20 protein-coding genes are annotated in these 21,969 nt (G+C 53.9%); 10 read left to right on the top strand and 10 right to left on the bottom strand.

Annotated elements, in window-relative coordinates:
* Nucleotides 1–51 precede the first annotated feature (51 nt).
* From mtnN to ACUU1M_RS03235, 3 genes are read left to right on the top strand one after another with little or no spacing between them, the layout of a single operon-like run.
* On the top strand, nucleotides 52–750 hold the full coding sequence (gene mtnN / locus ACUU1M_RS03245; RefSeq protein ID WP_000689844.1) for a 5'-methylthioadenosine/S-adenosylhomocysteine nucleosidase: 699 nt from the start codon (nucleotides 52–54) through the stop codon (nucleotides 748–750).
* Nucleotides 743–1,543, top strand: coding sequence for a vitamin B12 ABC transporter substrate-binding protein BtuF (btuF, locus tag ACUU1M_RS03240; RefSeq protein WP_005072660.1), 801 nt, complete (start codon nucleotides 743–745; stop codon nucleotides 1,541–1,543). Before mtnN ends, btuF begins: the two co-directional genes overlap by 8 nt.
* 37 nt (nucleotides 1,544–1,580) lie before the next feature.
* On the top strand, nucleotides 1,581–2,204 hold the full coding sequence (locus tag ACUU1M_RS03235) for a TRIC cation channel family protein (RefSeq protein ID WP_000964211.1): 624 nt from the start codon (nucleotides 1,581–1,583) through the stop codon (nucleotides 2,202–2,204).
* Nucleotides 2,205–2,250: 46 nt separating this feature from the next.
* On the opposite strand, the gene erpA is transcribed toward ACUU1M_RS03235, so the two are convergent.
* Genes erpA through ACUU1M_RS03215 form a run of 4 tightly spaced genes read right to left on the bottom strand, consistent with a single transcriptional unit; the run spans nucleotide 2,251 to nucleotide 4,157 of the window.
* Nucleotides 2,251–2,595, bottom strand: a complete 345-nt coding sequence (gene erpA / locus ACUU1M_RS03230; protein WP_001295564.1) for an iron-sulfur cluster insertion protein ErpA — start codon at nucleotides 2,593–2,595, stop codon at nucleotides 2,251–2,253.
* Complete coding sequence (yadW, locus tag ACUU1M_RS03225; protein WP_128567298.1) at nucleotides 2,588–2,653, bottom strand: small protein YadW; 66 nt, start codon at nucleotides 2,651–2,653, stop codon at nucleotides 2,588–2,590. Before yadW ends, erpA begins: the two co-directional genes overlap by 8 nt.
* Before the next feature lie 23 nt (nucleotides 2,654–2,676).
* Nucleotides 2,677–4,098, bottom strand: coding sequence for a H(+)/Cl(-) exchange transporter ClcA (clcA, locus tag ACUU1M_RS03220; RefSeq protein WP_000845397.1), 1,422 nt, complete (start codon nucleotides 4,096–4,098; stop codon nucleotides 2,677–2,679).
* Nucleotides 4,099–4,109: 11 nt separating this feature from the next.
* Complete coding sequence (locus ACUU1M_RS03215) at nucleotides 4,110–4,157, bottom strand: hypothetical protein (protein ID WP_213078291.1); 48 nt, start codon at nucleotides 4,155–4,157, stop codon at nucleotides 4,110–4,112.
* 165 nt (nucleotides 4,158–4,322) lie between these two features.
* On the opposite strand from ACUU1M_RS03215, the gene hemL reads away from it, so the two are divergent.
* On the top strand, nucleotides 4,323–5,603 hold the full coding sequence (hemL, locus tag ACUU1M_RS03210; protein ID WP_000045282.1) for a glutamate-1-semialdehyde 2,1-aminomutase: 1,281 nt from the start codon (nucleotides 4,323–4,325) through the stop codon (nucleotides 5,601–5,603).
* 34 nt (nucleotides 5,604–5,637) lie between these two features.
* Here the strand turns inward: hemL and fhuB are convergent, their stop codons facing one another.
* The 6 genes from fhuB to hrpB all read right to left on the bottom strand — a co-directional run bounded on the left by fhuB (nucleotide 5,638) and on the right by hrpB (nucleotide 16,986).
* A complete protein-coding gene (gene fhuB / locus ACUU1M_RS03205) occupies nucleotides 5,638–7,620 on the bottom strand; it encodes a Fe(3+)-hydroxamate ABC transporter permease FhuB (protein WP_000044076.1) in 1,983 nt (660 codons plus the stop codon).
* Nucleotides 7,617–8,507 (bottom strand): Fe(3+)-hydroxamate ABC transporter substrate-binding protein FhuD, encoded by an 891-nt coding sequence (gene fhuD / locus ACUU1M_RS03200; protein ID WP_000015992.1) that lies wholly within the window; start codon nucleotides 8,505–8,507, stop codon nucleotides 7,617–7,619. The genes fhuB and fhuD overlap by 4 nt, the downstream gene beginning before the upstream one ends.
* On the bottom strand, nucleotides 8,507–9,304 hold the full coding sequence (gene fhuC, locus ACUU1M_RS03195) for a Fe3+-hydroxamate ABC transporter ATP-binding protein FhuC (RefSeq protein WP_001158930.1): 798 nt from the start codon (nucleotides 9,302–9,304) through the stop codon (nucleotides 8,507–8,509). The genes fhuD and fhuC overlap by 1 nt, the downstream gene beginning before the upstream one ends.
* Before the next feature lie 50 nt (nucleotides 9,305–9,354).
* Nucleotides 9,355–11,598 (bottom strand): ferrichrome porin FhuA, encoded by a 2,244-nt coding sequence (gene fhuA, locus ACUU1M_RS03190; RefSeq protein ID WP_000124420.1) that lies wholly within the window; start codon nucleotides 11,596–11,598, stop codon nucleotides 9,355–9,357.
* A gap of 219 nt (nucleotides 11,599–11,817) precedes the next feature.
* Complete coding sequence (mrcB, locus tag ACUU1M_RS03185; RefSeq protein WP_000918165.1) at nucleotides 11,818–14,361, bottom strand: bifunctional glycosyl transferase/transpeptidase; 2,544 nt, start codon at nucleotides 14,359–14,361, stop codon at nucleotides 11,818–11,820.
* 195 nt (nucleotides 14,362–14,556) lie between these two features.
* The gene (gene hrpB / locus ACUU1M_RS03180) at nucleotides 14,557–16,986 is read right to left on the bottom strand and encodes an ATP-dependent helicase HrpB (RefSeq protein ID WP_005072644.1); all 2,430 of its coding nucleotides are present in this window, start codon (nucleotides 16,984–16,986) and stop codon (nucleotides 14,557–14,559) included.
* 73 nt (nucleotides 16,987–17,059) lie between these two features.
* Between hrpB and thpR the strand changes: the two genes are divergently transcribed.
* From thpR to folK, 6 genes are all read left to right on the top strand, one after another.
* Nucleotides 17,060–17,590 carry an RNA 2',3'-cyclic phosphodiesterase gene (thpR, locus tag ACUU1M_RS03175; RefSeq protein ID WP_001294694.1) on the top strand — a complete coding sequence of 177 codons (531 nt, stop codon included), beginning with the start codon at nucleotides 17,060–17,062 and terminating at the stop codon, nucleotides 17,588–17,590.
* A gap of 14 nt (nucleotides 17,591–17,604) precedes the next feature.
* Nucleotides 17,605–18,309, top strand: a complete 705-nt coding sequence (gene sfsA, locus ACUU1M_RS03170) for a DNA/RNA nuclease SfsA (protein ID WP_000396044.1) — start codon at nucleotides 17,605–17,607, stop codon at nucleotides 18,307–18,309.
* Between the two features lie 177 nt (nucleotides 18,310–18,486).
* Nucleotides 18,487–18,942: an RNA polymerase-binding protein DksA gene (dksA, locus tag ACUU1M_RS03165; protein ID WP_001155227.1), complete on the top strand. Its 456-nt coding sequence runs from the start codon at nucleotides 18,487–18,489 to the stop codon at nucleotides 18,940–18,942.
* A gap of 66 nt (nucleotides 18,943–19,008) precedes the next feature.
* A complete protein-coding gene (gluQRS, locus tag ACUU1M_RS03160; RefSeq protein ID WP_000132720.1) occupies nucleotides 19,009–19,905 on the top strand; it encodes a tRNA glutamyl-Q(34) synthetase GluQRS in 897 nt (298 codons plus the stop codon).
* A gap of 59 nt (nucleotides 19,906–19,964) precedes the next feature.
* Nucleotides 19,965–21,362: a polynucleotide adenylyltransferase PcnB gene (gene pcnB, locus ACUU1M_RS03155; protein WP_203401281.1), complete on the top strand. Its 1,398-nt coding sequence runs from the start codon at nucleotides 19,965–19,967 to the stop codon at nucleotides 21,360–21,362.
* Nucleotides 21,359–21,838 (top strand): 2-amino-4-hydroxy-6-hydroxymethyldihydropteridine diphosphokinase, encoded by a 480-nt coding sequence (folK, locus tag ACUU1M_RS03150; protein WP_000215147.1) that lies wholly within the window; start codon nucleotides 21,359–21,361, stop codon nucleotides 21,836–21,838. Before pcnB ends, folK begins: the two co-directional genes overlap by 4 nt.
* Nucleotides 21,839–21,969: the final 131 nt, after the last annotated feature.

Below are 21,969 nucleotides of genomic sequence, written 5' to 3'. Positions count from 1 at the left end.
TAAGCGCATGGTAAACTATGCCTTCAAATCGGGCTTATCGCGAGTAAATCTATGAAAATCGGCATCATTGGTGCAATGGAAGAAGAAGTTACGCTGCTGCGTGACAAAATCGAAAACCGTCAAACTATCAGTCTCGGCGGTTGCGAAATCTATACCGGCCAACTGAATGGAACCGAGGTTGCGCTTCTGAAATCGGGCATCGGTAAAGTCGCTGCGGCGCTGGGTGCCACTCTGCTGTTGGAACACTGCAAGCCAGATGTGATTATTAACACCGGTTCTGCCGGTGGCCTGGCACCAACGCTGAAAGTGGGCGATATCGTTGTCTCGGACGAAGCGCGTTATCACGACGCGGATGTCACGGCATTTGGTTATGAATACGGTCAGTTACCAGGCTGTCCGGCAGGCTTTAAAGCTGACGATAAACTGATCGCTGCCGCTGAGGCCTGCATTGCCGAACTGAATCTTAACGCTGTACGTGGCCTGATTGTTAGCGGCGACGCTTTCATCAACGGTTCTGTTGGTCTGGCGAAAATCCGCCACAACTTCCCACAGGCCATTGCTGTAGAGATGGAAGCGACGGCAATCGCCCATGTCTGCCACAATTTCAACGTCCCGTTTGTTGTCGTACGCGCCATCTCCGACGTGGCCGATCAACAGTCTCATCTTAGCTTCGATGAGTTCCTGGCTGTTGCCGCTAAACAGTCCAGCCTGATGGTTGAGTCACTGGTGCAGAAACTGGCACATGGCTAAATCACTGTTCAGGGCGCTGGTCGCCCTGTCTTTTCTCGCGCCACTGTGGCTCAACGCCGCGCCGCGCGTCATCACGCTTTCTCCCGCCAACACTGAACTTACCTTTGCCGCCGGGATCACGCCGGTTGGGGTCAGCAGCTATTCCGACTATCCTCCACAAGCGCAAAAGATTGAGCAGGTTTCCACCTGGCAGGGGATGAATCTGGAACGCATTGTCGCGCTGAAACCCGATCTGGTGATTGCCTGGCGTGGAGGTAATGCCGAGCGGCAGGTTGACCAGCTGGCTTCGCTGGGAATAAAAGTGATGTGGGTCGATGCGACAAGCATTGAACAAATTGCCAATGCGTTACGTCAACTGGCCCCCTGGAGTCCGCAACCAGACAAGGCCGAACAAGCCGCGCAATCCCTGCTGGATCAGTACGTGCAATTGAAAGCGCAATATGCTGATAAACCTAGAAAACGTGTTTTTCTGCAATTCGGCATTAATCCGCCATTTACCAGTGGAAAAGAGTCGATTCAGAACCAGGTACTCGAAGTTTGTGGCGGAGAAAACATCTTTAAAGACAGCCGGGTTCCCTGGCCGCAAGTTAGCCGCGAACAGGTGTTAGCACGCTCGCCACAGGCGATTGTCATTACAGGCGGACCGGACCAAATTCCTAAAATCAAACAATACTGGGGTGAACAGCTCAAAATTCCCGTTATTCCTCTCACGAGTGACTGGTTTGAACGTGCAAGCCCACGTATTATCCTCGCAGCACAACAGCTCTGTAATGCGCTTTCACAGGTAGATTAGTGCCTGACCTTTTCAGGTGCTCAGTGGGGATTGAACAATGCTCGTCTATTGGCTGGATATAGTCGGCACAGCGGTATTTGCCATCTCCGGCGTTTTGTTAGCCGGAAAATTGCGTATGGACCCTTTTGGTGTTCTGGTACTGGGCGTGGTTACCGCAGTAGGCGACGGAACAATTCGCGACATGGCGCTGGATCACGGCCCGGTATTTTGGGTGAAAGATCCCACCGATCTGGTCGTTGCCATGGTCACCAGCATGCTGACCATCGTGCTGGTGCGCCAGCCAAGACGCTTACCAAAATGGATGTTGCCGGTGCTGGACGCCGTTGGTCTGGCGGTGTTTGTCGGCATTGGCGTGAATAAAGCCTTTAATGCGGAAGCCGGTCCGTTAATCGCGGTTTGTATGGGCGTCATTACTGGCGTTGGCGGCGGGATCATTCGTGATGTACTGGCCCGCGAAATCCCCATGATTTTACGTACAGAAATCTACGCAACTGCCTGTATTATCGGCGGTATTGTCCACGCTACGGCTTATTACACATTTTCCGTACCACTGGAAACAGCCAGTATGATGGGCATGGTCGTGACGCTATTGATTCGGCTGGCGGCTATTCGTTGGCATCTTAAGCTACCGACGTTTGCGCTGGATGAGAATGGGCGTTGAAGAGAGAAGATGTGCCGGATAGTTTATCCGGCACATGAACAACAGATTAGATGCTAAAGGAAGAACCGCAACCGCAGGTGCTTTTCGCGTTCGGGTTGGTCACGATGAAACGAGAACCTTCCAGTCCTTCGGTGTAGTCAACGGAACCGCCGACCAGATATTGCAGGCTCATCGGATCAACCACCAGGCCAACGCCCTGTTTTTCGATGGTCATATCGCCTTCGTTCACCTGATCATCAAAGGTGAAACCATACTGGAAGCCGCTGCAACCGCCACCGGTGATATACACGCGTAATTTCAGATTCGGGTTATCTTCGTCAGCGATCAGGCTTTTAACTTTGTTGGCTGCTGCGTCGGTAAACTCCAGCGGCAGTGCTACGTCATCACTCATATTTTGCTCCAAACGACATCGGCAATCGGGCAAATTCTAACCCAATAATAATCGCCATTATCTAATACCCTGGTATTTCGTTCAAGTATTCTCGCTGGCTGATGCGGCCTTGCTTCGCGCCAGTAGCTCAGCTTCCTGTTTTGCCAGCGTGCGCGCAAGAATCGCCGAGTATAGAGGTTTCCCGCCGGTAAATTGCGCTAATAGTGTTGCGCCAAGACCGGTAATAATCATTGGCAAAATGAGCTGGTAGTTATCGGTCATCTCCAGAACCAGAATGATCCCCGTTGACGGCGCGCGAATAGATGCCGCCAGTAATGCCCCCATTCCGGCAATAGCAAACGTCCCCGCCTCCAGGTGATATTGCGGAAACAGCTCAACGGCAACCATTCCGAAAGCGGTTCCCAGCACAGTACCCAGCGCCAGCATCGGGGCAAAAATACCGCCCGGCGCGCCGGAAGAGAAGCAGAGTAAGGTGGTAATGACCCGAGCGACGAAGATAAACACCAGCATTCCCATGCTGAAATTCCCCGCGGTAGCGATAGGAATCAGGTTAAAACCGCCGCCCGACGTTGCTGGTGCCACAAACCCCAGCAATCCACACAGACCGCCAATCGCACCCCCCATCAGTACCCATTTGGTAATATTGCCGCCGTGCACACGGTGCAGCAAATCCTGCATCCCCAGCACCCATTTATTAAAAATAGGGCCGAAAATGCCAAAAATAATACCGAGGATCAGATAAAGCCACAGCGTATTAAGCGGCGCATCAGAAAGTTTACCGACGTCAATCAACGCAACTTCATGATTAAAAATCCGGTACATAATGGTCGACATAATGACGCCAATAAATACCGCTTTAATCGAAATTAACGTATAGCGAAACTGCGGACGCATCTCTTCGATAATAAACAAAATACCCGCCAGCGGCGCGTTAAAGGCCGCAGCCAGCCCCGCAGCAGCACCGGTTGCCAGCAGCGTATGGCGAGCTTCATCACCTTTCAGGCGGAAAATATCAAGCACCATGCGACCGATATTGCCGCCGATCTGCACGGTTGGTCCTTCGCGCCCTAGCACCATGCCTCCGCCGAGTGTCCCCAGCCCGCCAAAGAATTTCACCGGCAATACACGCCACCAGCGAACAGGACGTTGATCTTCCAGCGCCCCTTCAATTTCCGGGATCCCCGATCCCCCTGCTTCGGGCGCGTATTTGCGCACCAAAAAGTAGCCGAACATCGCCAGCACCGCCGAACAGAGAAAAGCGACGGTTAACAGTAGCGGATAATTATCAGCAGTATGTACCAGCGCCCCCATACGTTGGTTCTGCAACCAGGCGACACCTTTGTCAAAAGCAACCGCAGCCAGCCCGACAAGTGTGCCGACGACTGCCGCCATAAACAAAATGGCTAACGGGGTTTTATCGCGCTCAAGAAGTTGGCGAATCAGTTGTCTGCGTCGCAGGCGCGCGGCCTGCGGTGTTTCTAAAGAGGGAGTATCAGTTTTCATCCAATGATCACTTATTGGTCATACAAATAAGATGACGGTATTTTACTCGCACGTTCCATGAAAATCCTTTGCAAAGCGTAATGTTTCAAATGCACAAAACTTTTATACTCTAAGAAATCAGGATTGCACCAGTACAAGCAGCCTGATGTTTGACGAGTATTTAACTTGTTATGAATAACATAGAATAGCAGCCATTCACTTTTTCTACGAATCAGGAACCCTCCATGAGTAAGTCTGAAAATCTTTACAGCGCAGCGCGCGAGCTGATCCCTGGCGGTGTGAACTCCCCTGTTCGCGCCTTTACTGGCGTGGGCGGCACTCCACTGTTTATCGAAAAAGCGGACGGCGCTTATCTGTACGATGTTGATGGCAAAGCCTATATCGATTATGTCGGTTCCTGGGGGCCGATGGTGCTGGGCCATAACCATCCGGCGATCCGCAATGCCGTGATTGAAGCCGCCGAGCGTGGTTTAAGCTTTGGTGCACCGACCGAAATGGAAGTGAAAATGGCGCAACTGGTGACCGAACTGGTCCCGACCATGGATATGGTGCGCATGGTGAACTCCGGCACCGAGGCGACGATGAGCGCCATCCGCCTGGCCCGTGGTTTTACCGGTCGCGACAAAATCATTAAATTTGAAGGTTGTTACCACGGTCACGCTGACTGCCTGCTGGTGAAAGCCGGTTCTGGCGCACTCACGTTAGGCCAGCCAAACTCGCCGGGCGTTCCGGCAGATTTCGCCAAACATACCTTAACCTGTACTTATAACGATCTGGCCTCTGTACGCGCCGCGTTTGAGCAATACCCGCAAGAGATTGCCTGTATTATCGTCGAGCCGGTGGCAGGCAATATGAACTGTGTTCCGCCGCTGCCAGAGTTCCTGCCAGGTCTGCGTGCGCTGTGCGACGAATTTGGCGCGTTGCTGATCATCGATGAAGTGATGACCGGTTTCCGCGTAGCGCTAGCTGGCGCACAGGATTATTTCGGCGTAGTGCCAGATTTAACCTGCCTCGGAAAAATCATCGGCGGTGGAATGCCGGTAGGCGCATTCGGTGGTCGTCGTGATGTAATGGATGCGCTGGCCCCGACAGGTCCGGTCTATCAGGCGGGTACGCTTTCCGGTAACCCGATTGCGATGGCAGCGGGTTTCGCCTGTCTGAATGAAGTCGCGCAGCCGGGCATTCACGAAACGCTGGATGAGCTGACAACACGTCTGGCAGAAGGTCTGCTGGAAGCGGCAGAAGAAGCGGGAATTCCGCTGGTCGTTAACCACGTCGGTGGTATGTTCGGTATCTTCTTTACCGACGCCGAGTCCGTGACGTGCTATCAGGATGTGATGGCCTGTGACGTCGAGCGTTTTAAGCGTTTCTTCCATATGATGCTGGATGAAGGTGTTTACCTGGCACCGTCAGCGTTTGAAGCGGGCTTTATGTCTGTGGCGCACAGCATGGAAGATATCAATAACACTATCGATGCTGCACGTCGGGTGTTCGCGAAGTTGTGATAATTTTGCCTCGCCCACCGGGCGAGGCATTCTATTAACGGCTCTGCTTTCTCAGCAAATAGATAAAATATGGCGCACCGATAAAGGTCGACAGCAGCCCCGCCGGGATCTGGAATGGAAACAGCACCATCCGCCCACACCAGTCAGCGAACACCAGCAGTAAACCACCCACCAGCGCCGAAATTACGATGTGTGGCATCGTCCGTCGAAAGCCCATCATCCGCGCAATATGCGGTGCCATTAAACCAACAAAACTCAACGGTCCAATAGTCATCGTCGCGGTCGCCGTCAGGCAAGCCGCTAACAGCAGCAGCGCAATTCGCGTCGGCGTCAGCGCCATCCCTACCGCCCGCGCGGTATCACCACCCAGCGGTAAAATGGTCAGCCAGCGGCGGCACAGCGGAGTAATCGCCAGCAAAATCACCATCACAATTCCGGTGCGCCAGACCTGAGCATCGGTCGCGTTGTAGGTCGAACCGGAAATCCAGGTCAGCACTTGCGCCATTCGCGGGTCACCACTTGCCTGCAACATCATCAAAAGCATGGTGAACGCGGTACTTAACGCCATCCCCGCCAGTAACATGCGGTGTGGGGAAAATCCACCGCGTCCGGCGGCGATCATAATGATCAACAGCGTCACCGCCGCCCCGAGACTGCCTGCGGGTAACAGCCAGCCAAAGGCATTACCCGGTACCAGAAACAGCATTAACACCACACCAAACGCCGCGCCGGAGCTAATCCCCAGCACTTCCGGGCTTGCCATCGGGTTGCCGGTCAGTCGCTGAATAATACAGCCCGCTACCGCCAGCATGACGCCCGCAAACAGCGCCGCCATAATTCGCGGCCAGCGCCAGGGCATTAAATCCTCGAGCAACGCCCCGCTCGCCCACGTCCAGCCGTGCGCATCACGACCAAACGACAGCGCCACCACCACAGCCATCAACAACAGCACGCCGCCCGCGAGGGCAAACGCCAGCACATGTTGGCGTTCAGTCGCGACACGATCGTTAACCTTCATATCCGGTGCGCTAATGCTGCGTAAACGCGGCAGCAGCCACAGTAGCAGCGGCGCACCGATCAACGCAGTGACCGAACCGGTGGACACTTCCATCCACACGCGAGTCAGCCAGAGGATGATTTGATCGGAAAGCCAGAGGATCAGCGCACCAATCAACGACGCCAGCATCAGTCGTGGCAGCAGACGCCGCGCCCCCAGCATTTTTGCCAGCAGCGGCGCGAACAACCCGATAAAGCCGATAATCCCCACAGCGTTCACCAGCAGCGCACTGATGACAATCGCCAGCGACAGCGCCGCCAGACGCGCAAGCGACAAGGCCAGCCCGAGATTGCGCGCCACGCCATCATCAAGCCCCATCAGGGTTAACGGACGAAGTAGCAGCAACGTCAGCATCACACCGCCCAGCAACTGCGGCCATAAACGCTCAACACCGCCCCAGTCGGTTTGCGTCAGCGTTCCAGTGCTCCACAGAAACATGCTTTGCAACTGGTCATGATGGAAGATAACCAGTAACTGATTGATTGCGCCGCAATAAAGGCTCACTACCAACCCCGCGAGAATCAGCGTTACCGGCGACAGCCGTTTCCCCCACGCGACGCCAAAGACAATTAAGCCAACAACGCAAGCCCCTGCCAGCGCAGCAAACTGGCTCGCCATCGCGCTAGGGATCGCCCAGAGCGTGGTGACGGTAATCCCCAGTTGCGCGCCTGTTGCAACGCCCAACGTCGTCGGTTCCGCCAGCGGGTTACGCAGTACTTGCTGAAACAGCACGCCCACCAGCCCCAGGCCCGCGCCCACCAGCAGCGAAATCGCCAGACGCGGCAACAAGCTGTAGTGAAAAATCATCTGCTCGATGACGTCAATATCCGGCGACCAGGCGGCCTGCGCCCACTGACTGCGCGGCAGCGCCTGTGAGAAGTTCATCCAGGTGAGCGCCGTAGCGACAATCACTAACAGCGCCAGCAATAACGCCGGGAAAAGCGCAATTCGTTTACTCACGCTTTACCTCCGATGGCGTTATCCAGAACACGCACAAAGTGCATTGCCGAAAGCGTTGCACCATAAAACCAGACTGCGGGTACGCGCTGAAAGCGCCCTGTACGGACAAACGGCATGGCCTGCCACAGCGGGGTTGCCATTAGCGCATCCATGTCTTTGCTGTTGTCGTGATCAAAACAGAGCACATCAACGTCTTTATACGCTGCCAGACGATCGATACTGACGGCGGTACTGCCCCAGAAGTTGGTTTCCCCTTGCCAGGCATTTGGGATGCCGTACTCATCGAGAATTTCCTGGAACAAGCTGTTTGGACCGAAGACCAGCATATGGCGCGGATCGATAAGCGTCGTCAGCAGTAACGGGCGTGCACCACGCTTCACAAAGCGGGGTTTCATGCTGCGGATAAAGTCTTCGTATTGCGCTAAATGCGTTTCCGCTGCGCTTTGCAGGTTAAGTAAATCTGCCATTTCCGTCAGCGATTTACGCGCCATCGCCAACGGATGTTTGCCGTCACTGAAGTTAAATCCGCGACCCGGCGCAATACGTGCCAGCATTTCTGATGAAGGGCCATATCCTGCCGACCAGACCATAAACGACGGTTTCATTTCGGTCAGCAGTTCAAGGTTAGGTTCTGTACGCAAACCGACGTCAATCACTGAGTCCGGCAATGGTGGTTCGCTGACCCACAGGCGATAGTTGATGGTATCCGCCACGCCGTAAGGCACGATGCCGAGCGCCAGCAGTAATTCCACCGGCAACCACTCCAGCGCCACAATACGATTGGGGTCAATAGCCGCCGCGTGGGCGGTATTCATCTGCCATAACAACGGAGAAAGCGCCATCGCCGTTAACAGTCGACGGCGCGAAATAAGAGGTAAGCCGCTCATCAATAAACAAAACTCACAGGTGCAGCACCCGCCGGATGCGGCAAAATACCCATCGGGATGCCATAAATCATTTCGAGGGTTTCGCCACGCATAATTTCCGCAGGCGTTCCCTGAGCAATCATTTCACCACTGCGCAGGGCGACCAGATAATCACAGTAGCGTGCCGCCATATTGATATCGTGCAACACGGCAATGACCGTCAGGCCACGTTCCTGACTTAAACGGTGCACCAGCGCCAGCACATCAACCTGGTGGGCGATATCCAGCGCCGAAGTCGGTTCGTCGAGCAACAGACAACGGCTATCCTGCGCCACCAGCATGGCGATCCACGCCCGCTGACGTTCGCCGCCAGAGAGACTATCGACCAGCCGATGCGCCAGCGGTTTTAAGCCAACCAGCGAGATAGCTTCCTCGACCTTTTCGCGATCTGCCGCACCAAAGCGCCCCAGCGCGCCATGCCACGGGTAACGACCAATCGCCACCAGTTCACGCACGGTCATCCCTTCTGCCGGAGGAAGCTGCTGCGGCAAATAAGCCACTTTGCGGGCAAACGCTTTGCTGCTCCAGCTTTCCAGCGGCTGGGCATCAAGAAGAATCTCCCCTTCTGACGGAGGCTGATGACGACCAAGCATTTTGAGCAGAGTGGATTTACCAGAACCGTTGTGACCAATCAGACCGGTCACTTTCCCGGCAGGAAAGGTTAACGACAGCGGATGCAAAAGCGTGCGCCCAGGCACACGAAAGGAGATATTACGCAGTGCAAAAGTGGTATCGGAATGATTCGTGTATTCCTGCATAACAGCCAACTTGTGAAATGGGCACGGAAATCCGTGCCCCAAAAGAGAAATTAGAAACGAAAGGTTGCGGTTGCAACGACCTGACGTTCTGCGCCCCAGAAGCAGCCATAAGTGTTAAAGCAGCTGGCGACGTATTCACGATCGAACAGGTTGTTAACATGCAGCGCCACGTTGGAGCCCGCCATGCCGACTCGCGCCAGATCATAACGCACTAACGCATCCACGACCGTATAACTTCCCACTTTAAAGGAGTTAGCCGGATCACCATAGCTGGAGCCAGTATAACGACCACCGGTGCCCAGCGTCAGACCTGAAAGCGGACCGTCAAAGAAGGTATAGTCAGCCCACAGCGAAGCCATGTGTTTTGGCACCTGTGCAGGCGTATTGCCTTTATAGGTAGTATCGGTGGTGTATTCCGCATCGGTGTAAGTATAAGAACCGACTACGTTAACACTCGCCGACAGCGCCGCTTTCGCTTCGATTTCTACGCCACGTGCGCGGATCTCGCCACCTTCAACCGAGAAGAAGGAACCCTCAGGGTCCGCCATCAGGTTGTTGGTTTTAGTGAGATTATACACGGCACCAGTAACTACAATCGGACGATCTTCCGGTACATATTTCACGCCGACTTCATACTGCTTACCTTTAGACGGTGCGAAAATATTACCATCCTTCCCAACTTGCGAAGAAGGTTCAAACGATTCGCTATAGCTGAAGTAAGGTGTTACACCATTATCAAACAGGTAGTTAACAGCACCACGCCAGGTAAACTGTTTGTCATCACGTTTATCGGTCGTCCCAGCAACGCGGTTAAGAGATTCTTGATCTGCCCAGTCATAACGACCGCCTAGGGTGACCAGCACTTTATCCCACTGCGCCTGATCCTGAACATAAACGCCCGTTTGTTTCTGTTTATTCAGAATGCGGTAAGGGCCGGAGTTTGCCGGATCTTTGGCATTGAAGTCGAAATCGGTATTCACCGGATTGTACAGATTGAGCAGTGGCACAGAGTCGTCGTAACCAAACCAGGCGTTGATGTCATTACGCATACGCATAAAGTCGACACCGGTCAGCAGGGTGTGGTCGATATCGCCAGTGGCAAACTTGCTCTGCAACTGGGTATCAACGGAGAAGTTTTGCAGCTTCTCATCATCAACGACGTATTTACGTGCCAGATAATGGCCTTTATCCGCTGGCGCTAATGCCGCACACTGTTTGCTGTAAGCATTCGCCGGATCGGAGCAGACGCCGTAACCATAAACGCTGTTTTGCGAGGTTTTGTTTTCAGCAAAGCGCAGGTTCTGACGCACAGTAAAGGTGTCGTTAAATTCGTGATCGAAGCTGTAGCCGACCATCTTCTCATTACGAGAATAGGTGTTGTTCTTCGCCCCTTCATTAAAGTCTGTCGGCAGACGCTTACCGTTCGGCAGCGGCTCAACGGTTCCCTCTTTCGGCAACCAGCCGTAATAACCGGTTTCCGGCTCGTTCTGGAAGTAAGAAAGGAAGGTGAAATTGGTTTTATCATCCGGACGCCAGGTGAACGCCGGTGCAATAGCATAACGCTGCTCTTCTGACCCTTTCTGCTGGGCATTGGCAGAACGCGCAAGACCGGTCAGGCGATAAGAGTAAACACCGTCATCATCCAACGCATCGCTAAAGTCAAAACCAGTCTGGAACAGGCTGTCAGTACCGGCTTTAAACTGAACTTCTTTCAGCGGTTCGGTGGTCGGACGCTTGCTGACCATATTCAACAGACCGCCAGGACTGCTTTTACCGTAAAGCACGGAAACCGGGCCACGCATAATTTCAGCGCGTTCCAGCATATACGGGTCAATGACCGCATCGTTATAGAAGTTGCCCTGCAACTTCAGGCCATTCAGATAGTTATTTTGGCTTTGGCCTTCTGCCGCAAAACCGCGAATGATCAGGTGGTCATAGGTGTTGGATGCGCCACGCGTACCAACAGAGACACCCGGCGTGTAGCTAAGCGCTTCTTTTACCGACTTCGGCTGATGCAGCGCCATCTCTTCGGCGGTCACAACAGAAATAGACTGTGGCACTTTTTGAATCGGCGTATCGGTTTTAGTGCCGGTAGCTGACTGCCGCGCCGCAATAGTTGCAGCAGGCCCCCATGCGCTTTCTTGCGGCGCAGGTGCAGCGGTAACGGTGATAGTGTCTTCTTTCGGTTCAACCGCTGCCTGTGCATAAACAGACATGCCGCTAACCGCTGTGGCTACTACAACTGCGATTTTACGCAGTGAGTGTTTTGGCTGAGCAGTTTTGGAACGCGCCATTGGTATATCTCTGATGTAAAGTGAATGATAACGTAAACGAGAATGATTATTATAAAGATAAGATAATATTCGAAACGCTGGCGGGTTCGCAAGCGGTACGCAATCTGAGCGTTCCTGAAGGGTTAATAAACAACCAGATGAAAAGAAAGGGTTAATATCTTAGATGGGATGTTATTTTACCGGATGGCAACTCGCCATCCGGTATTTCACGCTTAGATGTTAATTACTACCAAACATATCCTTGATCCAACCGGCTACACCGTCGCTGTCTTTCTGCTCTTGCTGAGCAGGTTGCTGTTGCGGCTGTTGCGGCTGTTGCTGCGGCTGAGAAGACTGATCAAACGGATTGCCTGACGGCTGCTGCTGCATCTCGCTCTGCTGGCACAGCGATTGCGGATCGCTGGTCCAGACCGGCAAGACACGCATGCCACCGCTGCAAACAAAGTTGCCGTCGTAGTCCACGCCCATATCTGCAATATCTTCTGGCGGAACAAGATTCAGCGGCGTTGGCGTCTGGTTAGCCAGATAACGCTGATAAATCGACATTGCCCCGCTGGCTCCATACAGTTTGGTCGGCTGGTTGTTATCACGGCCTACCCAGGTGATGGTCACCGTGCTGCCGTCAATGCCTGCAAACCAGGTATCTACGTTATTGTTGGTAGTCCCTGTTTTCCCTGCCAGATGCAGGTTCGGGTATTTCGCCCCAAGCTGACGACCCGTACCACGTTGTACCACCTGCTGCATGGTCCATAGTGTCAGATACGCCGCCTGCGCCGGAACAGCGCGTTCTGCCTGCGGGAAGCTCTGATACAGCACCTTACCATCTTCCGCGATTACCGAACGCAGTGCAGAAAGCGGTGCACGGTTACCACCGCTGGCGATGGTCTGGAATGCCTGCGCCACTTCGATTGGCGTTAAGTTCAACGCCCCCAGCAGCATTGCCGGAACCGGATGCAACTGATCTTTCGGTACGCCCAGTTTGATCCAGGTCTCCGTAACCGCAGGCAGCCCCAGCGCCATCCCCAGATTTACCGTCGGCACGTTCATCGAACGTGTCAACGCATCCACCAGCATCACTCTGCCGCTTTCGCTATAACGACGGTCATCGTTCTGCGGTGACCAGACCTGGCCATTCGGCTGACGCAGCGCGATTGGCGCATCGGCAATCCACGTGTTCAGGCGATAGATTTTCGGCTGGCTTAAAGCCGTCAGATAAGTCGCTGGTTTTGCAAGGGAACCAATCGAACGACGCGCCTGCATCGCACGGTTGTAGCCCGCAAACTGCGGCTCAGAACCTCCGACCATCGCACGAACTTCACCACTAAAGCGGTCGACGACCACAATCGCAGTTTCAAGATCGCTCAACTTACGCTGTTTCTTCAGTGCCGGAATGCCTTCCACGGCGGCTTTTTCTGCCGCGTCCTGGGCCACCGAGTCAAAGGTAGTGAAGATCTTCACGCCGGAGAGATCTTTTACCTTATCGCCCAGTTTTGCCTGCAACTCCTGACGCACCAGCTGCATAAAGGCTGGCTGAGGAGAGATCACCCCACCACGCGGCTGAACCCCCAGCGGACGGGCACTCAACATGTCATAGAGTTCTTGATCAATAATCTGTTGCTGTTGCAGCAGACGCAGCACCAGATTACGTCGCTCCAGCGCCAGTTTCGGGTTACGCCACGGGTTGTAGATGGACGCCCCTTTCACCATACCGACTAACAGCGCCTGCTGGTCGAGGCTTAGCTCTTCTACCGGGCGACCAAAGTAATACAAGCTTGCCAGCGGGAAGCCGCGGATTTCGTTGTCGCCGCTCTGACCGAGATACACCTCGTTCATATACAGCTCAAGAATACGGTCTTTGCTGTAACGCGCGTCCATGATCAGCGCCATGTAAGCTTCGTTCGCTTTACGCCAGTAAGAACGCTCGCTGGAGAGGAACAGGTTTTTCACCAGCTGTTGCGTCAGCGTACTCGCACCCTGCACCGTGCGACCTGCGGTCAGGTTTGCCAGCACCGCACGCCCAATGGAGTAGAGACTGATTCCATCATGCTCGTAAAAATGACGGTCTTCTGTCGCCAGCAAAGTATCCACCAGCAAATCAGGGAAACCACTGCGCGGCACAAACAAACGCTGCTCACCGTTTGGCGAGGAGATCATGGTGATCAGACGCGGATCAAGACGGAAGAAACCGAACTGACGGTTGTTCTCCATATTGACGATGGTCGCCAGATGATCACCATCAAAGGTCAGACGCGCACGCACCTGCCCTTCTTTACTGTCCGGGAAATCAAACGGACGGCGGATCATCTCAATGCTGTTGGCCTGCACGGTAAATTCGCCAGGACGGGTCATTTTCGACACCTGACGATACTGTGTTGCCTCCAGCAGCTTCACCATTTCGTTCTTGCTGATGGTCATATCTGGTTCAAGGTTGACCATTCGGCCATAAACTGCCGCGGGCAGTTGCCAGACCTTGCCATCAATACGGCTACGAATTTTTTGATCGAGATAAACGCCGTAAATGGCGATCAGCACGGCAAAAACGATAGCCAGTTTTAGCAGTAGCCATAGCCAGCCGCGTTTGCCACGAGGCTTACGCCCTTTGCCTTTGCCCTTACCTTTGCGCGGCATCGGTTCTTCATCCTCATAGTCATCATAATCGTCGTAATCATCGTCATCTTCGTAACGACGACGGCTTACCTTTTGTTTGACCGGACGCGTCGGTTTCCCTTTGCGTCCAATTGGCTCGCGGTCATTCCCGGCCATGCTTTTTCTCCGCAATATTCAGGCGCAAAAGCCCGATTTTCTGTTCTTCTGTTACAAGACAGAAGAAGATATCTCTCAAAATTTGTGCTCGATCGGTCCCCTCTCCCTTGAGGGAGAGGATTAGGGTGAGGGTGAACGTGCGCGCTGATGCCCTCACCCCGGCCCTCTCCCACAGGGAGAGGGAGAAAACCAACCTTACGAATACTTTTTCGTCCGTCGCGTCGGTGCCGTGTTTGCCGGGTCGTCCGGCCAGACGTGTTTGGGATAACGCCCTTTCATCTCCTTTTGCACCTCACGATACGCCCCTTTCCAGAAGGCCCCCAAATCACGCGTGATTTGCAGCGGCCTTTGGGCAGGGGAAAGCAACTTCAGCACCAGCGGCACGCGCCCCTGGGCGATCGTCGGATTAGTGGCCTCACCAAACATCTCCTGCATTCTCACCGCCAGCGCGGGCGGGTTATCTTCATGATAACGAATGGCGATCCGGCTTCCCGTCGGCACAGTGTAATGCGCAGGCAATTCACTATCCAGACGTTGCTGCATTCCCCAATCAAGTAATCCGCGTAGTGCCTGATAAATGTCGAGTGATTTCAGGCCGCGTAGTGAATGTACGCCGGTCATATGTGGCAGCAGCCACGTTTCCAGCGTCGCCAACAAACTTTCATCATCAACCGCTGGCCAGTCATATTCCGGCAACCACTTTGCGGCGCATAACAAACGCAAGCGTAGCTGTTCCGCTTCCGCCGTCCAGTTGAGCACGCTTAAACCTTTATCACGGATGCCATTAAGCATCGCCTGATGCAACTCGTCTTCTGACGGTTTCGCCAGCGGCTGCACTTTCACCGTCAACTGACCGATTTGTAGCCGACGCCAGGCTTTCAGCGTACCTTGCGCGTCATCCCATTCCACGGTGTCAGATTGCTGCACCAGCTGCGGACAGCGTTGTACTAATTCATCAATATCGACCGGTAGCGCCAGTAAAATCCGCGCATCCGGCGAGGCGCTGCCCTGCAATAATAACGGTGCGATCAACCATTCGTGGCGGCTTAGCGCGTCGTCGGCATCGAGCATCGCTCCCATGCCGTTTGCCAGTTGATAGCGTCCATCTTGCCCACGGCGATGAGCAATGCGATCGGCAAACGCCCCGGCAAGTAGCGGCGCGATAAGCGAACTGTCTGCCTCACCGCCGCGTACGTTTAAGCGTTTTAACAGTTGCTGACTACGTTGCTGCCAGGCTGGTTGATTGCGCGAAAACGCCACGCCCAGGTCACTATTGCCCATCCGTGGCGGCTCTTCGAGAATGGCGGCAATTTTTGCCGCGGTAGCAGCTTCGTCATCGCTCTTTGCGTTAACCAGCATTGCCGCTAAACGCGGATCGTTACCCAGCGCTGCCATTTTTTGCCCTTGCGCACTAAGCCGTTCACCCTCCAGCGCCCCCAGCATTTGTAACAGGCGTTTCGCGGCCAGTAGATTCACCGTTGGCGGTTGATCCAGCCAGCTCATCTGCGCCGGATCGCTGCATCCCCATTGCAGTAATTCCATCAGCAAACCGGAAAGATCGCTTTGTAAGATCTCCGGCTCACTTTGCGCCGCGGCGCGTTCTGCTTGTTCTTTGGCGATTAAATGCAGGCTGATACCCGGCTCCAGACGCCCGGCGCGCCCGGCACGCTGCGTCATGGATGCCTGACTAACGCGTTGAGTAATCAACCGCGTAAGCCCCGTGCGCGGATCAAAGCGCGCCACACGCTCCTGGGCACAATCCACCACCAGACGAATACCTTCGATGGTTAAACTGGTTTCAGCAATATTGGTCGCCAGCACCACTTTGCGCATCCCTTGCGGTGCCGGGAGGATCGCTTTTCGCTGATCGTTCAGTGACAACGCGCCATACAGCGGGCAGAGCACCACATCACTGCCGATGCGCGAAGCCAGTTGTTCCTGCACGCGCTGAATTTCTCCGACGCCAGGTAAAAATAACAGTAATGATCCACTTTCCTGACGCACCATTTCGGCGGTGGCTACCGCAACGGCTTCGTCAAAACGCTGATGCGCGGGCAGCGGTAAATAACGGCGTTCAACCGGAAACGAGCGCCCTTCTGAGATGACGACGGGCGCTTCCGGCAGCATTTGCTGCAAGCGGTCATTGTCCAGCGTAGCCGACATAATCAGCAGTTTAAGGTCATCACGCAGACCTTGTTGCACATCGAGTAACAGCGCCAACGCCAAATCCGCCTGCAAACTGCGCTCATGAAACTCATCAAGGATCACCAATCCAACACCGCTCAGTTCCGGGTCACGCTGGATCATCCGCGTCAGCACGCCTTCGGTAACCACTTCCAGGCGGGTATTCGGCCCGACGCAGTTTTGCGCACGCATCCGGTAGCCAACGGTATCGCCTAGCTTTTCGTTAAGCAGCTCCGCCAGCCGTTGCGCGACGTTACGCGCCGCCAGACGACGCGGCTCCAGCAGGATAATTTTCCCGTTAATGCCGGGATGCGCCAGCAGTTGCAGCGGCAGCCAGGTTGATTTCCCGGCCCCGGTCGGCGCACTTAATAATACCTGCGGCGCACAATCGAGAGCGGTAAGTAATTCAGGTAAGACGGCAGCAACGGGCAACGACGACACAAAACGCTCCAGAGGGTTAACATTCTTCGCGCCACATTGTAGCATCGCGGTAATTCATAACCGAGTGCCTCACATGTCTGAACCGCAACGTCTGTTCTTTGCTATCGACTTACCTGCAGAAATCCGCGAACAGATTATCCATTGGCGCGCCACACACTTCCCACCTGAGGCGGGACGTCCGGTCGCCGCCGATAATTTGCATCTGACTCTGGCATTTTTAGGCGAAGTGAGCGCAGAGAAAGAGAAGGCGCTTTCTCTTTTAGCCGGACGGATTCGTCAACCTGGTTTCACACTCACGCTTGATGACGCCGGACAATGGCTGCGTTCGCTTGTGGTGTGGTTAGGGATGCGTCAGCCTCCACGCGGCTTAATCCAGCTGGCGAATATGCTCCGTTCACAGGCTGCCCGCAGCGGTTGTTTTCAAAGCAATCGTCCGTTTCATCCACATATTACCTTATTGCGCGACGCCAGCGAGGCGGTGACATTCCCGCCGCCGGGTTTTAACTGGTCTTATGCGGTGACGGAGTTCACCCTTTACGCCTCCTCGTTTGCCCGTGGACGCACACGCTACACGCCGCTAAAACGCTGGGCGCTAACGCAATAACAAGGATTGTCGCAATGGAATTTTCTCCCCCTCTACAGCGCGCGACGCTAATTCAGCGTTACAAACGTTTTTTAGCCGATGTGATCACACCCGATGGTCGCGAATTAACGCTACACTGCCCGAATACGGGTGCGATGACCGGTTGTGCAACGCCTGGCGATACCGTCTGGTATTCGACTTCAGACAACACCAAACGGAAATACCCACACACCTGGGAATTAACTCAAAGCCAGAGCGGCGCATTTATTTGCGTCAATACGCTTTGGGCTAACAGGTTGACGAAAGAGGCTATCCTTAATGAATCAATTTCAGAACTGTCAGGCTATAGCTCGCTGAAAAGCGAAGTAAAATACGGCTCCGAACGCAGCCGTATTGACTTTATGTTGCAGGCGGATTCGCGTCCAGACTGCTATATTGAAGTGAAATCGGTTACGTTAGCGGAGAACGAACAGGGATATTTTCCCGATGCGGTCACTGAACGAGGTCAGAAACACCTTCGGGAGTTGATGAGCGTAGCGGCTGAAGGCCAGCGTGCGGTTATCTTTTTCGCCGTGCTGCATTCAGCCATTACACGGTTTTCACCCGCGCGCCACATCGATGAGAAATACGCGCAACTATTGTCAGAAGCTCAACAGAGGGGGGTAGAAATTCTGGCTTACAAAGCGGAAATTTCTGCTGAAGGCATGGCTCTTAAAAAATCACTGCCGGTTACATTGTAGTAAAGTAAGTAACTGGTTAATTTACATTCTGGTCGCGTGCGCAAATACGCTTTTCCTCACACAGTTGTCAAGTGTTACGTTTAGATAATTGCTATCCGGAAAAGCATCTGCTATTTATAGCGGCCTCATTTTTCCCCCGAACATGGGGATCGATAGTGCGTGTTAAGGAGAAGCAACATGCAAGAAGGGCAAAACCGTAAAACATCGTCCCTGAGTATTCTCGCCATCGCTGGGGTGGAACCATATCAGGAGAAGCCGGGCGAAGAGTATATGAATGAAGCCCAGCTGGCGCACTTCCGTCGTATTCTGGAAGCATGGCGTAATCAACTCAGGGATGAAGTCGATCGCACCGTTACACATATGCAGGATGAAGCAGCCAACTTCCCGGACCCGGTAGACCGTGCAGCCCAGGAAGAAGAGTTCAGCCTCGAACTGCGTAACCGCGATCGCGAGCGTAAGCTGATCAAAAAGATCGAGAAGACGCTGAAAAAAGTGGAAGACGAAGATTTCGGCTACTGCGAATCCTGCGGTGTTGAAATTGGTATTCGCCGTCTGGAAGCGCGCCCGACAGCCGATCTGTGCATCGACTGCAAAACGCTGGCTGAAATTCGCGAAAAACAGATGGCTGGCTAATTACAGCCGTTCCATCACGTTTACCACAGGCGGGAAATGCTCCCGCCTTATTTTTTGTTCAAAGAGATGACAGACACACAGTATATTGGCCGCTTCGCCCCCTCTCCTTCCGGCGAGCTTCATTTTGGCTCTCTGATCGCCGCGCTCGGCAGCTATTTGCAGGCTCGCGTCCGGCAAGGTCGCTGGCTGGTGCGCATAGAAGATATCGACCCGCCTCGTGAAGTTCCCGGTGCCGCAGAAACTATCCTGCGCCAGCTGGAACATTACGGTCTGCACTGGGACGGCGATGTTCTCTGGCAATCGCAACGTCACGACGCCTATCGTGAAGCACTCGCCTGGTTACATGAACAAGGACTAAGTTATTACTGCACCTGTACGCGTGCGCGTATTCAAAGCATTGGCGGTATTTACGACGGTCATTGCCGGGTGTTGCATCATGGACCAGACAACGCCGCAGTGCGTATCCGCCAGCAGCATCCGGTCACGCAATTTACTGACCTGCTGCGAGGCATTATTCACGCCGACGAAAAACTGGCACGGGAAGATTTTATCATTCATCGCCGTGATGGGTTGTTCGCCTACAACCTGGCTGTTGTGGTTGATGATCATTTCCAGGGCGTTACAGAAATAGTGCGTGGGGCTGATCTGATTGAACCAACAGTAAGGCAAATCTCGCTGTACCAGCTTTTTGGCTGGAAAGTGCCAGATTACATTCATCTGCCGCTGGCGCTTAATCCACAAGGCGCTAAACTTTCCAAGCAGAATCATGCGCCTGCGTTGCCGAAAGGCGATCCACGCCCGGTACTAATCGCGGCACTTCAATTTCTGGGGCAGCAGGCAGAAGCACACTGGCAGGATTTCAGCGTCGAGCAAATCCTTCAGTCAGCCGTCAAAAACTGGATGCTGACCGCCGTGCCCGAGTCGGCAATTGTAAATTCAACATTCTCAAATGCGTCATGCTGAGCTATGATTAGCCGCTATTTTTTTGTCCTGAATGATGTTTGACACTACCGAGGTGTACTATTTTTACCCGAGTCGCTAATTTTTGCCGCAAGGTGCTAAGCCGCGAGGAAAGCGAGGCTGAACAGGCAGTCGCCCGTCCACAGGTGACGGTGATCCCGCGTGAGCAGCATGCTATTTCCCGCAAAGATATCAGTGAAAATGCCCTGAAGGTAATGTACAGGCTCAACAAAGCGGGATACGAAGCCTGGCTGGTTGGCGGCGGCGTGCGCGACCTGTTACTTGGCAAAAAGCCGAAAGATTTTGACGTAACCACTAACGCCACGCCTGAGCAGGTGCGCAAACTGTTCCGTAACTGCCGCCTGGTGGGTCGCCGTTTCCGTCTGGCTCATGTAATGTTTGGCCCGGAGATTATCGAAGTTGCGACCTTCCGTGGACACCACGAAGGTAACGTCAGCGACCGCACGACCTCCCAACGCGGGCAAAACGGCATGTTGCTGCGCGACAACATTTTCGGCTCCATCGAAGAAGACGCCCAGCGCCGCGATTTCACTATCAACAGCCTGTATTACAGCGTAGCGGATTTTACCGTCCGTGATTACGTTGGCGGTATGAAGGATCTGAAGGACGGCGTTATCCGTCTGATTGGTAACCCGGAAACGCGCTACCGTGAAGATCCGGTACGTATGCTGCGCGCGGTACGTTTTGCCGCCAAATTGGGTATGCGCATCAGCCCGGAAACCGCAGAACCGATCCCTCGCCTCGCTACCCTGCTGAACGATATCCCACCGGCACGCCTGTTTGAAGAATCGCTTAAACTGCTACAAGCGGGCTACGGTTACGAAACCTATAAGCTGTTGTGTGAATATCATCTGTTCCAGCCGCTGTTCCCGACCATTACCCGCTACTTCACGGAAAATGGCGACAGCCCGATGGAGCGGATCATTGAACAGGTGCTGAAGAATACCGATACGCGTATCCATAACGATATGCGCGTGAACCCGGCGTTCTTGTTTGCCGCCATGTTCTGGTACCCACTGCTGGAGACGGCACAGAAGATCGCCCAGGAAAGCGGCCTGACCTATCACGACGCTTTCGCGCTGGCGATGAACGACGTGCTGGACGAAGCCTGCCGTTCACTGGCAATCCCGAAACGTCTGACGACGTTAACCCGCGATATCTGGCAGTTGCAGTTGCGTATGTCCCGTCGTCAGGGTAAACGCGCATGGAAACTGCTGGAGCATCCTAAGTTCCGTGCGGCTTATGACCTGTTGGCCTTGCGAGCTGAAGTTGAACGTAATGCTGAACTGCAGCGTCTGGTGAAATGGTGGGGTGAGTTCCAGGTTTCCGCACCACCAGATCAAAAAGGGATGCTTAACGAGCTGGATGAAGAACCGTCACCGCGTCGTCGTACTCGTCGTCCACGCAAACGCGCACCGCGTCGTGAGGGTACCACATGACAGTGGCGTATATTGCCATAGGCAGCAATCTGGCCTCTCCGCTGGAGCAGGTCAATGCTGCCCTGAAAGCATTAGGCGATATCCCTGAAAGCCGCATTCTTGCCGTTTCTTCGTTTTACCGCACCCCACCGCTGGGGCCGCAAGATCAACCCGATTACCTCAACGCCGCCGTGGCGCTTGAAACTTCGCCCGCCCCGGAAGAGTTACTCAACCATACACAGCGCATAGAACTGCAACAGGGTCGTGTTCGTAAAGCTGAACGCTGGGGACCACGCACGCTGGATCTCGATATCATGCTGTTTGGTAATGAAGTGATAAATACCGAACGCCTGACCGTTCCGCACTACGATATGAAGAATCGTGGATTTATGCTGTGGCCGCTGTTTGAGATTGCACCGGAGCTGGCGTTTCCTGATGGGGAGACGTTGCGTGAAGTCTTACATACAAGAGCATTTGACAAATTAAGCAAATGGTAATTTATTTATATTACGAATATAAATATTTTCTGAAAATCATACATCCTCTCTTTCCTTAATAAAAATTTTAGTTTAAACATTTTTGCAGAAACATAATATAAATTCCCGCAGATAAATATCAATCCCATCGC

The sequence above is a fragment of the Shigella sp. SIG6 genome, from assembly GCF_053555815.1.
This window is presented reverse-complemented; position numbering and strand designations above follow the sequence as displayed.